The sequence below is a fragment of the Vibrio sp. 10N.286.48.F5 genome, from assembly GCF_041469785.1.
In the GTDB taxonomy this organism is placed as follows: Bacteria; Pseudomonadota; Gammaproteobacteria; order Enterobacterales; family Vibrionaceae; genus Vibrio; species Vibrio crassostreae_C.
This window is the reverse complement of the sequence record NZ_JBFRLG010000013.1, coordinates 76,233-90,157: the sequence shown is the minus strand read 5'-3', so window position 1 is coordinate 90,157 and position 13,925 is coordinate 76,233. Positions and strand designations below refer to the sequence as shown.

Genomic DNA, 13,925 nt, shown 5'->3' with positions numbered 1-13,925 from the left:
TTATTGATGGGGTTTAAGAGTAAAGCTGCCAAATACGGCATCGCCATTACGGTTTAACGGACCTTGTTCGACGGTAAATTTCTCTTCGAGCTTCACTCTCGCGGTCTCAAAATGTTGGAAGTCAGAACTTTTCGCCTGTAGTCGAATCTCAGAACGATTGCCATCGTAGCGAATGCTTTCGACTTCAATTGACTTCACCTGACCTAAGGTTTCCGGCAGCAATGCTAACCACCCCAACAAAGAGTCACCATCGCCCGAGCCGCCATATTTCTTGGCTTCATCGTTCATCTGGCGCTTAAGGTAGCTGACTGTCGGAATACGTTGTTTACCAGGCAGCACAGCTCTAAAGATACGCTCACTCTCCATGCGGTAGGCTTGTGCTTGAGCTTCGAATTGCTGAACCTTCAACACTTGCTGAGTCACGATCACAGCCACCAGCAAACAAGCAGCAATCGCCACTTTCTGCCAAACACGCCAATATTTACTGAATGAAGATTTGGTTTTAAAGGTGCCAGTCAGTAAATTTACGCCGCTTGTGATCGCTTGTTGGCTCAGCAAAGACATCACCAATTCCGCAGGCTTTGCTTGCCAATTCGCACCGCTTTGCTGTTGAACGTCATCGCTCGGCATCGCGGTGTAGCTGAAGATAGTCGTCGCTTGCTCTTCGTCATCAGCAACAACCCAATCACTTTGCAAAAACATCGGTAACCATGCTTCGCTGATCGATACAGCTTGATAGTTACCTTGACGTAATAGCCAATGCTGGTCGATCTGTAATGCACTGATGCCTTGCTCTTCAAAAGGCACGGCCAGTGTATCTGGCAACACCTTACGGAAGATAATATTGGCTTCGCGGAACAGGTCTAACGCTTGCTTTAACCATTCACGATCGACACCACACACTGTTGCGTGCGTTGCGTCTTTATCTAAAATAGTCAGGTGTAAGTCTTCGATATCTTGTGCCACTTCGTCTTCTAATAAAAACGGCAGCATAGAGTCGAACTGGCGAGCAGCACCTTTCGGGATCTCAACACGCTTAATTAAGCATTCATTTCCCGGCAATAAAGCGATACAGCTGCGCTTTTCAGCGTAAGGCGTTAACTCATCCAGCTGCTCCCAGCTAGACAGTTCGCCACTTGCTATCACTTCTTGTTGGCTTGTCGACCAAACTAACCACTGCACAGGGCTTTGTGGTTCGCTACTCAGTCGAACGGTCAGAAACTCGCTCACTGATTCCTCCAAAACGACGGCGTACTACCGTCACTGTTTCTCGATTACTACTATAGAAAAGCGTCCGTATACGTACACGTGACTGCTCAACTAATACCTCTGCATCAAGCTCAAAATAGGCGCTATCTACAGTTAAATATGCTTTCGCTTTCTTGCTGACTTCGGCACTCACACCCACAATGGCCGGTTCAGCCATAAACGCATCCACCGTATCCCAGCCATCGAATGGGCGTTTGTCTATCAGCTGTTTGGCATCCGATTCACTTAAGCCGGGGGCAAACATCGCTTCCAATAACGGCGCCTGCTTTTCCGTAAGTGTATTCACGTTCAAGCGAAAATCGTCACTCGGCAGAGCACAAACAAAGGGGCGAACCTTATTCATCACCTCACCGGTAACTTGATAAACCGCTCGTAGTTCGGACTCATCGGCCATTAAGCCATTCGCCGCCAAATAAGGTGGCTTCATCGCCTCATAAGTACTGTCTTCTACACCTGCTGAAGAGGTGGTTCGGGTATCGCTATCAACAAATTCCCAGCTTGAATGCGCGATAACCTCGGCCTGATAAGGCTCAACATCTTGGTTTTCCAATAAGGTTTGCCAAACCGTAATTAAATAAGGTGTTTGGTTACTTGAAGTCGCCGTCACACCAGCCAACGCATTGATATTAAAACATGCCTGAGCATCAACAATACGGCCTTTAACTTGACCATAATCCAACGGGTATACCTGTTCTTCTAACGCCCATGGTTGACTCAAGTTGACGGTATCACTGTCTTTGTAGCTTTGCCTAATGCCGTCTTGCACCAGCGCTTCGACACCAATGCTGTACCAGTAAGCCTGTTGGTAATTCAGTTGATTGCCCACGCGCTTAAATTGAGTAAACAGGCGTTCCGACATACTGCCTGCGATGGTTGCCATTATCGCCAGTAGCATCAGGATAATGATCAGCGCAACACCTCGCTGCTTGCGCCCCATGGCAGACCTTGTCAGTGCAAACTTATTAGTTCGATGAGTCATTATTCCCCTCATTACTACTTGAAGAGTCACTGTTTGAAGAATCATCGGCCTGATCTAGCGTGCCACCAGGGGTGAGATAAATACGCTCTATCTCACCATAATCTTTCAAGGTTAGCTTTAACCTTACCGCTTTCGGTAGCGATTTGTCGGCTTGCCACTCTTTCCCCCAGCGGCTTCCGTCATAAAACTCGAATTCCAAGCTTTCAACATCATCAAGCAAAGGCGTAATCACACCTTCTTGTCCTGCAGGAGTATCGGGGTAGCGCCACCACACACGCTCAAGCGTTTCTTCTTTAATGCGGTAACCCACTTTGGTGACTTCTCCGCGAGGAAACTGCTGCTGTGGGTTATGCCAGCCAAGGCGAGTAAACATGATGCCAACGCTGTCGGAATCCAGTAAATACTCTTTAATTAAGATCAGCTTAGATGATGCTTCTTCACCGTTGGTACGAAATTGTCGCACCGCCATCTGGCGAAAATCATTATCTAAAATGACTAAGCTACGTTGCAGTTGATTTAAACGAGCACTGCGCTCGATTGAAAGCTCGTTGCTGCGCTGAACCTGATTTACTACCTGATAAGCCGCCATGCTTAACGTGGCAAAGATAGCGATCGAGACCAAAACCTCAATTAAGGTAAAGCCTCTCCCTTTCGAAGATAGTCCTTGTTTACGAGGCACACGCTTATTGGCGGACATGCTCTTACTTAGCGACTTGCTCTTAGCTAACGCCACGCTTTTACTTGACCACATAGCTGCGCACCGTGACCACTGGAGAAGCTTGTTTACTGGTTGCCACACTCACATCAAACGCCTTTAATAAATCATCGCTAGTATCGATTGGCGTGACCTTCCAAAACCACTCTCTCTCGGCCAACTCTTGTGTGCCCTGCGCTTTTTTTAGCTTCTCAGGATGCAACATCACCAAAGCCATTTGATTATCAACGACCATAGCCGCGAAGGTTTTTTCTTCTAGATAACTGAGGGTATTGATGTGCTGAGTGACAGCACGAATCACACTGATCGCCGCAGTCGCAAAGATAGCGAGTGCAACCAATACCTCAAGCAGCGTCATTCCTCGAGAACCAAGGGTCATACCACGAGAACGATAAGGAGAACGGTTATTCCTCTTCATCTTCTTCTCCCGGTTCTAGCAGTCGAATCACACCATTGTCCAATACTCGAATACGCCAACCATCTTGTATGGTGTCTCCGGTATTTGGATAAAACGACAATACAAATGGCGTCATTTCAGCACTCGACAAGATGTAGATCTGTGGTGGTTTCGGCTTCTTTTCCTCTTCAAGATCAGCAAACATATCTTCATCAAACAAGCTTCCTGGGTTGAACAACCGATCATCGTCTTCCCATGCGCCACCACCTAAGGTCAGTGACAATGCGAGTTCTTCCGGTAGTTCAGTTAAAGAGGGGATTTTTTCAAAATCGACTTCTTGCCAGCCTTCGGACTTAAGCGCCATCAGTACATAGGTCGATTTCTTTTCATCAACACGAACGCCAAAATCCAAACCACTCAAAATAGCCTCTTCATTGAGTAATTGAACTCGCTGATAAAAGCTTTGAGCGTATTTTTTAGCAACATCTTTGCTATTGGTAGGAATGGTCGCGATCACCGCGACCGCCGTTACTGACAGTAATACCAACACCAAAAGAATCTCAATTAAGGTGAAACCTGGCTGTGTTTGCTTAGTTTTCACCTTTAGACTCCATCTGTTTACGTCCTACCATCAATAACGTATCAAGCAACAATAACGAATCAAACAATAAGCTGATGCTTATTGGAAATCCTGCATGTTCCAGTTGCCGATATCCGCAGCAATACCTTCACCACCTTCTTGGCCATCAGCACCAAGAGTGAAAATATCAATAGTGCCGTTATCACCAGGGCTTAGGTATTGGTACTCGTTACCCCATGGGTCGTTTGGCAGACGCTTGATGTAGCCACCGTCGCGGTAGTTACGAGGCTCTGGGCTGCTTGGCTTAGAAACCAATGCATCAAGACCTTGATCCGTTGTTGGGTAAACGCTGTTATCCAGTTTGTACATATCTAGCGCGTTCTCTAACGCCACGATATCAGTGATGGCTTTTTGTTGGTCTGCCTTCTCTTTATTACCCAATAGGTTAGGTACAACAAAGCTCGCCAATACGCCAAGGATAACCACAACAACCATCACCTCGAGTAGAGTAAAGCCTGATTGTTTCTTCATTTTATTTTTCATTATTTTCTCCAAATTACAGACAGCGAGTTGAAGGTAATAATGTCCTTCTTCTCGTTAATCCAAAAACTAACGTCTTATAAGCGGTAGGTTAGCCGCTCATCAAATTATTCATTTCAAGCATCGGCATCAGAGTCGCCATCACAATGAACAGTACTAAGCCTGCCATCAAAGCGATAAGTGCTGGCGTAAAGATACCTAATGCGATATTCACGGTAGATTCAAAGCTTTGGTCTTGGTTGTCCGCCGCTCTTGTCAGCATCTGTTCCAACTGACCACTCTGCTCACCACTGGCGATCATATGCAGCATCATTGGAGGGAAGAGTTTGGTTTGATCGAGCGCTTTACGCAGGCTTGCCCCTTCTCTAACACTGTCTGACGCCTGCAGTACTTGTTGCTTCACATGGTGATTCGACATTACATCAACCGCAACCTTCATCCCCTCAAGGATAGGAATCGCACTCGAGGTACAGATAGAGAGTGTTCGAGCAAAACGAGAGGTATTAATTCCTTTCGCGATCTTGCCGATCAGTGGAATGCTTAATAGCTTGCGATCCCAACTCATGCGAACACCCGGCTTTTTCAGAGCGGTCTTAATCAACACAATCACACCGATGATCAACAACAGTAATTGGATGCCCCAATTCTGGATAAATTCACTCGATGCCAATAAAAATTGTGTCGATTGAGGAAGTTCTTGGCCCATTTGGATAATCGGTTCAACGATCTTAGGTACCACGGTTGCCAGCAGGAACGAAACAATCGTCACCGCAAACACCACCAGCACCACAGGGTAGATCATCGCTTGCAGCAACTTAGAGCGCATCTTCTGACGGTTTTCTGCGTAATCAGCCAGTCGCTCCAATACCGCATCTAAGTGACCCGATTTCTCACCAGCCGCGACCATGGCTCTAAACAGTTCATCAAAGATATGTGGGTAATCAGCCAAGCTATCGGCTAGCGAATAACCTTCCGTTACCTTCGAACGAACCGCCAGTAACATGGTTCGAATACGTGGCTTTTCAGATTGCTCCGCCACGGCTTTCAAGCACTCTTCTAGCGGCATGCCTGATTGCACCAAGGTGGAAATTTGGCGAGTAATCAAAGCAAGGTCTGGCGTGCTGATACCACGCTTAAAGCTGGTCGAAGGCTGTGCACCTTTCGTCGTTTTAGCTTTAGCTTCGGTCATCTCAACCGGCATCAAGCCTTGTTCTTTGATTCTTTGGCGAGCCTGACGAGCGTTATCCGCTTCAATCGAGCCTTTTTTACTTTTGCCTTTGGCATCCAGTGCTTTGTATTCAAATGCCGCCATACTAGACTTCCTTGGTCACTCGCATCACTTCTTCTAGGGAAGTTACCCCTTTCAGAACTTTGCTCAAGCCATCATCTCGAATACTTGGTGTTGTGCCACGAATTGCTTTTTCAATCGCCTGTTCACCTGCTTCGCTATGAATCAGCTCTTGGACTGAATCATCAATCATCAACAGTTCATGAATACCGGTACGGCCTCGATAACCTTTATGGCCGCACGCTTCACAACCTTTCGCATGGTAAAGCGTCAGGCTCTCTTTCTTCTTCAATCCAAACAGTTTTTTCTGTTCTTTGTCGGCTTCATAAGGCTCTTTGCAGTCGTTACACAAAGTACGAACCAAACGCTGAGCCAAAACACCCAGCAGCGAAGAAGAGATTAAGAAAGGTTCAATGCCCATATCACGTAGACGCGTGATCGCACCAATTGCTGTATTGGTGTGAAGGGTCGACATAACTAAGTGACCCGTCAAAGAGGCTTGAACAGCGATCTCAGCGGTCTCTAAGTCACGTATCTCACCAATCATAACCACATCGGGATCTTGACGAAGAATGGCACGTAAACCGCGCGCAAAGGTCATATCAACCTTAGGGTTCACTTGTGTTTGGCCAATACCATCAATATCAAATTCGATTGGGTCTTCAACGGTAAGGATATTTCGCTCATTGCTGTTGAGCTCTTGCAGGCCAGCATACAGGGTTGTTGATTTACCCGAACCCGTAGGGCCGGTCACCAAGATAATGCCATGTGGGCGCTGAATCAGCTTACGGAAGTTTTCATGGTTTTCTGCTGTCATACCTAAACTGTGCAAGTCTAGACGAGTGGCGTTTTTGTCCAACAGACGCATTACCACACGCTCACCGTGTGATGAAGGCATGGTTGATACACGAACGTCGACCGCTCGACCACCAATACGCAGAGAAATACGACCGTCTTGTGGCACGCGTTTTTCTGCAATATCCAACTTCGCCATAACCTTTACACGTGACACGAGCAGCGGCGCCAGTTTACGGCTTGGCGCTAGAACATCACGCAGCACACCATCAACTCGGAAACGGATACAAAGTGACTTTTCAAAGGTTTCGATATGAATATCCGAAGCACCTTCTTTGATCGCCTCACCCAGCATCGCATTGATTAACTTGATGATTGGTGCATCATCCTCTGATTCAAGTAAGTCTTCGTCTTGAGGCAGTTCTTCCGCTAGTGAGAAGAAGTCATCACTATCAGCACCAATGTCTTCCATGAGCTGACGAGCTTCTGACGAGTCACGCTGATAAGCATCGGTCAGTTTTTTATCAAACTCATCGAGAGTAATCGCTTGTGGCGTGAAACCATTTTTCACAACACGACTCACTTCAATGATCGCCGCCGATTTCAGTGGCTCAACATAATAAAGTATCGGTGCGCGCTCTGGATGTTGATACTCCAACACCATCTTATAGCGATTCGCAAAGCTAAACGGCAAGCGCTGATAAGTACGTGCCGCCCCTACCAATTCAGCCATTATTCTGTTTCCATCTGATCAATGAAGGCTTGAAGTTCAGCCGGGTAATTCATGCTTTCGCCAAATTTAGGCAGTACTGGAATATTATCGTCATCCATCAGCTTCAGGCCCTGCTCTGACTTATACAACTGCTCAGCACGGATGAAGTTGTATTTACGCTGCGTGATACCATCGGCTGTCATACCATCACGAATAATGGTTGGTTTGATGAAGACCATTAGGTTCTTTTTCTCAACCTGAGTACTGGTTGATTTGAACAGGTGTCCTAGAACAGGGATATCGCCCAAGAACGGCACCTTAGATTCACTTTCCAGCGCTCGCTCGTCAATCAAGCCACCCAGCACCAGCATTTGACCGTCTTGAACAATCACTGACGTATTTAGCTGACGCTTAGCAAAACGAACATCTACTGCCCCGTTTGCGCCTAATACGTTCGATACTTCTTGTTCTATTTGCAGCTGAACTGAGTCACCTTCATTGATTTGTGGCACGACTTTTAGCTTGATACCCACTTCTTTACGTTCAACCGTTTGGAATGGGTTATCGTTACTTGAGCCTGCGGTCGAGCCAGTTAAAACAGGCACCTCTTCGCCCACAATGAACGACGCTTCGCCGTTATCCATCACGGTGATACTTGGAGAAGATAGGATATTTGAATTTGAATCGGTCGCTACTGCACTGATCAAGGCAGTCCAGTCACCCATCACTACGCTCATTGCCGCGCCATTAACGCCAGAAAGAGCAGAAGCTAACGTTGAGTAGTCACCGGATTCTGTGGTCGTTTCATTACGCAAAAAGGCGCCATTATCATCATAGACTGCGGTGGTCGTTTCAGTGTCTTTCGCTTCTTCTAAACCAACCATTACGCCACCGATTGACGCACCTGTGTTGCCATACTGAATCACAGCACCAGTATCAAGGTTACCCCATTGCACACCAAGGTTAATGCCATCACCCTCTGCCATCTCGACAATTAGGGCTTCAATCAATACTTGAGCACGACGAATATCCAACTGTGCGATCACATCTTGAAGCGCATTCATGATGTCCGGTTGTGCGGTAATCACCAACGAGTTGGTATCACTGTGAGCGGAGATCATCACTTGGTTACGTTGCGATGAGCTGCCTTTGGTTGAAGATTGCTTTTCTGATTGCAGGTTGTCCGACACGCCTTTCAGCACATCGACTAAATCTTCTGCTTTGGCGTATTTAAGGTAAATTACTTGGTTGTTGCCCTTGGTTGCCATTTCCACATCAAGCTGTTCAATCAACCTTCTTAAACGGCTACGTACCTTAGGGTCACCTGAGATAAGAATCGCATTGGTACGTTCATCGGCAACTAATTTAGGTTGTAGGAAGGCTGGTGTGTTTTGGGCATCTGTGGTTTTGCTTAGTGCATCAACGATACGTACCATTTCTGCCGCAGAAGCATTCTTTAGCTCAACGACTTCAATCTCTTTATCACCCGCTTGGTCAACACGCTTGATGATTTCAGCTAAACGGTTTACTACCGCCGCTCGGCCTGTAATAAGGATGATGTTGGCTGGGTCGTAGTGCACAACGTTACCCGCGCCTGCATTGTCGTTTAGTTGACGAAGCAGAGGAGAAAGTTCACGAACCGATACATTACGAACCGTCACTACACGCGTCACTACGCTATCACCAGTGATTGAATCACGGTCACCAACAACGGGGATCGCCGAAGTTTTAGAGTCTTTGGCTTTGATGATCTTAAGAACACCCGAGTCCATTTCAACGACTGCGTAGCCATACACCTCTAGTACGTTTAAGAAGAAGCTGTAATATTGCTCTTCATTCAATACGTCGTAGCTGCGTACATCGATTTTTCCGCGCACCGATGGATCAACGATGATGGTCTTCTCTAGGTTACGACCAACAATATTAATAAACTCTTGAATATCAGTGCCTTTAAAGCTGGCACTAAAATCACTCGCGATGGCTGCGGGTGTGCAGATTAAGCTTCCTGCCAATAACCATGCACTTTTCTTAAACCAATGCTTCACGTACTTCTCCTACACTTTCGTCCTTCGTTAGACGCAAAGTTTTAAAATTCAATAAACACTTCATGTTGTTGACCATCTCTCTCGACCACCAGATTTAGCTCTGTTAGTTCTGAGATGGAACGGAATATGTTGCCCATAGCAGCAGGGTCTGTCAGGTCTTGTCCATTTAACTGAGTGGCAATATCTCCGTTTTGGAGCCCAACAGAGTTAAAAAGTTCTGAATCTTTGCCAGGGCTCACACGATAACCGATCACTTTATCGTCACGCTTCACCTGAGACAGTCGAACATATTGGAAGATTTGTTGCGGATCTTTCATTATCTTCGCTTTAATTTCATCAAGCTTCTCTTCTGCTGAAGCCGGATTATTACCACGAACCGAAGAAGAGCTACGAGGTGGCGCAGGCGCTGATACAGCCAAACGCTTGTACTCAATACCTTCAAGCATCAAGGTTTCGTCTCGTCCTGAGTTATCAATGATAACGCGGTCGATTAATACCGCTTTTAACTTGGCTCGAGTGCCTTCAATCTCTTCATTAATTCCGTAGGTCGCTTGCGTGCCGCGATTGGCGATCACCGCTAAGCTCAGTTTTGGATTCGAGCTCGCGACTGCACCCACTAAAACGAGGTTTAATCGCGTCTTAGGCGCATCTTGGATAACTTGCTGTTCAACCACAGCGGGCGTGCTTGGGTTGTAAGCACCAAACATGTTGCTCTGCTGCAAAGAAGAGATATCAAGGGTCGATTGAGGTGCTGAAGACGATGAAGCCGTTGCTGTCCAAGGCGCGATAGTTTGCTCAGCAGGTTCGATAAACCATGCAAGCTGCCCTAAGATCCATGCGGAAGCTGCAATCAATACACAACAGGTCGCTAAGCTTAGTTTCTGCTGAAGTACAAATCCATTCTCTAATAAGCGGCTCAACATAGGAGAATTCCCTACGCGATTTTTGAGCTCTAAAAAGTTCACTTTCCTAGTCCCTTTTCATGACGACAAACGCTGCAAATCATTAAACTTTCAGCTTTTTTATTCATTCGTTCGATACCAAGCTTATTTAAGCAATAAGATCCTGAACTATATCATAGCAAATCGATAAATCGGCATAACATGGCTATTTTGTATTATGACTTGAAAAAAATGCCAACCGCCTCCACTTTAAGCTTCTACTTAATGTGATAAGCATCATCAAAAACATGTTGCGCACTGTTCGTTACAGTTAAACCGCATTCATTTCTCACTTAATAAGGCACAGCCCTATATGAAAACTGCTAATGAAGCTGTCAGACTCGATAAATGGTTGTGGGCAGCTCGTTTTTACAAAACCCGGTCTATTGCTCGCAACATGGTCGATGGTGGCAAAGTCCACTATAATGGTCAGCGCAGCAAGCCAAGTAAAATTGTCGAACTTGGGGCTGTGATTACACTGCGCCAAGGTAATGAAGAAAAGACGGTAACGATCGAGAAAATCTCAGCCCATCGTGGTGGAGCCCCGATCGCTCAAACCCTCTATGAAGAAACCACCGAAAGCTTGGCAAAAAGAGAAGAGTTTGCACAACAGCGCAAGCTAAATGCTCATAGCCCAGCACCAGAACGTCGCCCAGATAAAAAGCAACGTCGTGACATCATCAAGTTCAAGACTCAATAAGCTAGAAGGAATAGCCAAATGGCAGACCCAATGTCTACAAGTAATGTTTTAAATCGCTACCTATTTGAAGACCTATCAGTACGTGGTGAATTGGTACAGATGGACGAAGCGTACCAACAGATTATTTCTAGCAAGGAATACCCAGCTCCAGTACAAAAGCTGTTGGGTGAGCTACTGGTTTCAACGACGCTACTAACGGCGACCCTAAAGTTTGAAGGTTCTATCACGATGCAGCTGCAAGGTGACGGCCCAGTATCTCTAGCAGTTATCAATGGCGATCACGATCAGAAGATCCGTGGTGTTGCTCGCTTTGAAGGCGATATCGCAGACGACGCAGGTCTACACGCCCTAATGGGTAAAGGTCATCTAGTGATCACTATCGATCCTAAGAAAGGTGAGCGTTACCAAGGTATCGTTGGTCTTGAAGGTGACACGCTTGCACAAGTGCTTGAAGGCTACTTCGCTAACTCTGAACAGCTTAAGACTCGTCTATGGCTGCGCACTGGCGAGCATGAAGGCAAAGCACACGCTGCAGGTATGTTGCTACAAGTAATGCCTGACGGCACCGGTACTCCAGACGACTTCGAGCACCTAGAGCAACTAACAGACACCGTGAAAAACGAAGAGCTATTCACTTTAGAAGCTAACGAACTGCTTTACCGTTTGTACAACCAAGAGAAAGTACAGCTATTCACACCACAACCGGTTGAGTTCTTCTGTGGCTGTTCACGCGATCGAAGTGCAGCAGCAATCATTACTGTTGCTCAAGAAGAGATCTACGACATCCTAAGCACCGAAGGAAGCGTTGGTCTACACTGCGATTACTGTGGCACAAACTACTCGTTCGACAAGAATGATGTTGATGCACTGTACGCAGAAGCAGCAGATAAAGGCAGCAATACGGTTCATTAATTTACGGCGTACCAAAAACACGTAATTTACCCCAAAAAGGTCAGCACTCAGCTGGCCTTTTTTGTGATCAAAATAGCGCAAACTCCGTAACATCTCGTAATAAAATCACCGCTTAATTTTAATCAATTAATAATGTTCTCGCCCCTAGCGCAAAGGTTTGCGTACAGGATAGACTAGTCGGGCCAATATGTGACGAGACGCTTAAAACCCCATGGCTAATATGGATATTTTTTGAGCTATATCCCTGTTTCCCCCGAGTCTCGTTGCTAGCATGGTGAGCAGATAACAATAAAAAATTAATACAAAATCCCTACAAAATATCCTACAAGGAGCACCTATGACCGTTATGGAACATACAAAGGCTGCACAAATTGATCTAACTAAGCACGGACTGACTGGCGTTACTGAAGTTCTTCGTAATCCTAGCTACGAGCAGTTATTCGTTGAAGAAACACTGCCAGGTTTGGAAGGCTACGAAAAAGGCGTAGTAACGGAACTAGGCTCTGTTGCGGTAGACACTGGTATCTTTACTGGCCGCTCACCAAAAGATAAGTACATTGTTAAAGATGACACGACCCGCGATACCATGTGGTGGTCAGATCAAGGCAAAAATGACAACAAACCGATTACAACTGAAGTATGGAATGAGCTGAAAGAGCTTGTGACAACTCAGCTATCTGGCAAGCGCCTGTTTGTCATCGACGGTTATTGTGGTGCTAACCCTGATACGCGCTTAAGCGTGCGTATTATCACTGAAGTAGCGTGGCAAGCGCACTTCGTTAAGAACATGTTCATTCGTCCAACTGACGAAGAGCTAGCAACGTTCGAACCTGATTTCGTGGTAATGAACGGTGCTAAAACAACTAACCCTAACTGGGAAAAGCAGGGTCTAAACTCTGAAAACTTCGTTGCTTTCAACCTAACAGAGCGCGTTCAAATCATCGGTGGTACTTGGTACGGCGGTGAGATGAAGAAAGGCATGTTCGCAATGATGAACTACCTGCTTCCTCTGCAAGGCATTGCTTCAATGCACTGTAGTGCAAACGTCGGCGAGAAAGGCGATGTAGCCATCTTCTTCGGTCTATCTGGTACAGGTAAAACTACGCTTTCAACCGATCCTAAGCGTGAGCTAATCGGTGATGATGAGCACGGTTGGGATGACGATGGTATCTTCAACTTCGAAGGTGGTTGTTACGCGAAGACGATTCGTCTATCTAAAGAAGCAGAACCTGAAATCTACAATGCAATCCGTCGTGATGCACTACTAGAAAACGTAACAGTTCGTGGTGATGGTTCTATCGATTTTGATGACGGTTCAAAAACTGAGAACACTCGTGTTTCTTACCCAATTCACCACATCGATAACATCGTTAAACCAGTATCAAAAGCCGGTCACGCTCAAAAGGTTATCTTCCTGACTGCTGATGCATTCGGTGTACTGCCACCCGTTTCTAAACTGACTCCAGAGCAAACGAAGTACCACTTCCTATCTGGCTTCACTGCAAAACTAGCGGGCACTGAGCGTGGTATTACTGAGCCAACGCCAACGTTCTCTGCTGCATTTGGTGCGGCATTCTTAACTCTCCACCCAACTCAGTACGCTGAAGTGCTTGTGAAGCGTATGGAAGCAGCTGGCGCTGAAGCTTACCTAGTGAACACAGGTTGGAACGGTACTGGTAAACGTATCTCTATCCAAGATACGCGAGGCATCATCGACGCTATCCTAGATGGCTCAATCGACAACGCTGAAACTAAGGTTATCCCTATGTTTAACCTAGAAGTGCCACTAGCGCTGCACGATGTTGACCCAGCGATCCTTGACCCACGCGATACGTACACTGACCCTCTACAATGGGAAAGCAAAGCGAAAGATCTAGCCGAGCGCTTCATCAACAACTTTGATAAGTACACAGACAACGCTGAAGGTAAGTCACTGGTTGCAGCTGGTCCTCAACTGGACTAATCCAACCATCTGCTCGGGCTTAGCCAAAAGCAAACGCCCAATTTAAAATGATATTTTTGTAGCAAGCCCCTCTTTTGAGGGGCTTTTTT

General features: G+C 46.3%; 13 protein-coding genes. 3 read left to right on the top strand and 10 right to left on the bottom strand.

Annotation, left to right across the window (positions count from 1 at the left end; all coding sequences use genetic code 11):
• The 10 genes from gspL to gspC form a co-directional block, all read right to left on the bottom strand.
• The gene (gene gspL, locus AB4185_RS09850; RefSeq protein WP_019826468.1) at window positions 1-1,230 is read right to left on the bottom strand and encodes a type II secretion system protein GspL; all 1,230 of its coding nucleotides are present in this window, start codon (window positions 1,228-1,230) and stop codon (window positions 1-3) included.
• Entirely contained in the window at window positions 1,199-2,248 is a 1,050-nt protein-coding gene (gene gspK / locus AB4185_RS09845; protein WP_065585036.1) for a type II secretion system minor pseudopilin GspK, read from the bottom strand. Before gspK ends, gspL begins: the two co-directional genes overlap by 32 nt.
• Window positions 2,232-2,999, bottom strand: coding sequence for a type II secretion system minor pseudopilin GspJ (gene gspJ / locus AB4185_RS09840; protein WP_065585035.1), 768 nt, complete (start codon window positions 2,997-2,999; stop codon window positions 2,232-2,234). The genes gspK and gspJ overlap by 17 nt, the downstream gene beginning before the upstream one ends.
• Window positions 2,986-3,381 carry a type II secretion system minor pseudopilin GspI gene (gene gspI, locus AB4185_RS09835; RefSeq protein WP_048612449.1) on the bottom strand — a complete coding sequence of 132 codons (396 nt, stop codon included), beginning with the start codon at window positions 3,379-3,381 and terminating at the stop codon, window positions 2,986-2,988. Before gspI ends, gspJ begins: the two co-directional genes overlap by 14 nt.
• Window positions 3,368-3,961, bottom strand: coding sequence for a type II secretion system minor pseudopilin GspH (gspH, locus tag AB4185_RS09830; protein WP_017062484.1), 594 nt, complete (start codon window positions 3,959-3,961; stop codon window positions 3,368-3,370). Before gspH ends, gspI begins: the two co-directional genes overlap by 14 nt.
• Window positions 3,962-4,039: 78 nt before the next feature.
• Complete coding sequence (gene gspG, locus AB4185_RS09825; protein WP_004741459.1) at window positions 4,040-4,483, bottom strand: type II secretion system major pseudopilin GspG; 444 nt, start codon at window positions 4,481-4,483, stop codon at window positions 4,040-4,042.
• An 88-nt stretch (window positions 4,484-4,571) separates the two neighbouring features.
• Window positions 4,572-5,792, bottom strand: a complete 1,221-nt coding sequence (gspF, locus tag AB4185_RS09820) for a type II secretion system inner membrane protein GspF (RefSeq protein ID WP_017070113.1) — start codon at window positions 5,790-5,792, stop codon at window positions 4,572-4,574.
• A 1-nt stretch (window position 5,793) separates the two neighbouring features.
• Window positions 5,794-7,296, bottom strand: a complete 1,503-nt coding sequence (gene gspE, locus AB4185_RS09815; protein WP_372105870.1) for a type II secretion system ATPase GspE — start codon at window positions 7,294-7,296, stop codon at window positions 5,794-5,796.
• Window positions 7,296-9,320 carry a type II secretion system secretin GspD gene (gene gspD / locus AB4185_RS09810; RefSeq protein ID WP_372110065.1) on the bottom strand — a complete coding sequence of 675 codons (2,025 nt, stop codon included), beginning with the start codon at window positions 9,318-9,320 and terminating at the stop codon, window positions 7,296-7,298. Before gspD ends, gspE begins: the two co-directional genes overlap by 1 nt.
• 41 nt (window positions 9,321-9,361) lie before the next feature.
• The gene (gspC, locus tag AB4185_RS09805; RefSeq protein ID WP_017062489.1) at window positions 9,362-10,243 is read right to left on the bottom strand and encodes a type II secretion system protein GspC; all 882 of its coding nucleotides are present in this window, start codon (window positions 10,241-10,243) and stop codon (window positions 9,362-9,364) included.
• A gap of 331 nt (window positions 10,244-10,574) precedes the next feature.
• Here gspC and hslR point away from each other — a divergent pair, with 331 nt between their 5' ends.
• The 3 genes from hslR (at window position 10,575) to pckA (ending at window position 13,836) form a co-directional block, all read left to right on the top strand.
• Window positions 10,575-10,961: a ribosome-associated heat shock protein Hsp15 gene (hslR, locus tag AB4185_RS09800; protein WP_017062490.1), complete on the top strand. Its 387-nt coding sequence runs from the start codon at window positions 10,575-10,577 to the stop codon at window positions 10,959-10,961.
• Window positions 10,962-10,979: 18 nt separating this feature from the next.
• Entirely contained in the window at window positions 10,980-11,873 is an 894-nt protein-coding gene (gene hslO / locus AB4185_RS09795; RefSeq protein WP_017063067.1) for an Hsp33 family molecular chaperone HslO, read from the top strand.
• Window positions 11,874-12,210: 337 nt separating this feature from the next.
• The gene (pckA, locus tag AB4185_RS09790; protein ID WP_017062492.1) at window positions 12,211-13,836 is read left to right on the top strand and encodes a phosphoenolpyruvate carboxykinase (ATP); all 1,626 of its coding nucleotides are present in this window, start codon (window positions 12,211-12,213) and stop codon (window positions 13,834-13,836) included.
• The last annotated feature ends 89 nt before the right edge of the window (window positions 13,837-13,925 follow it).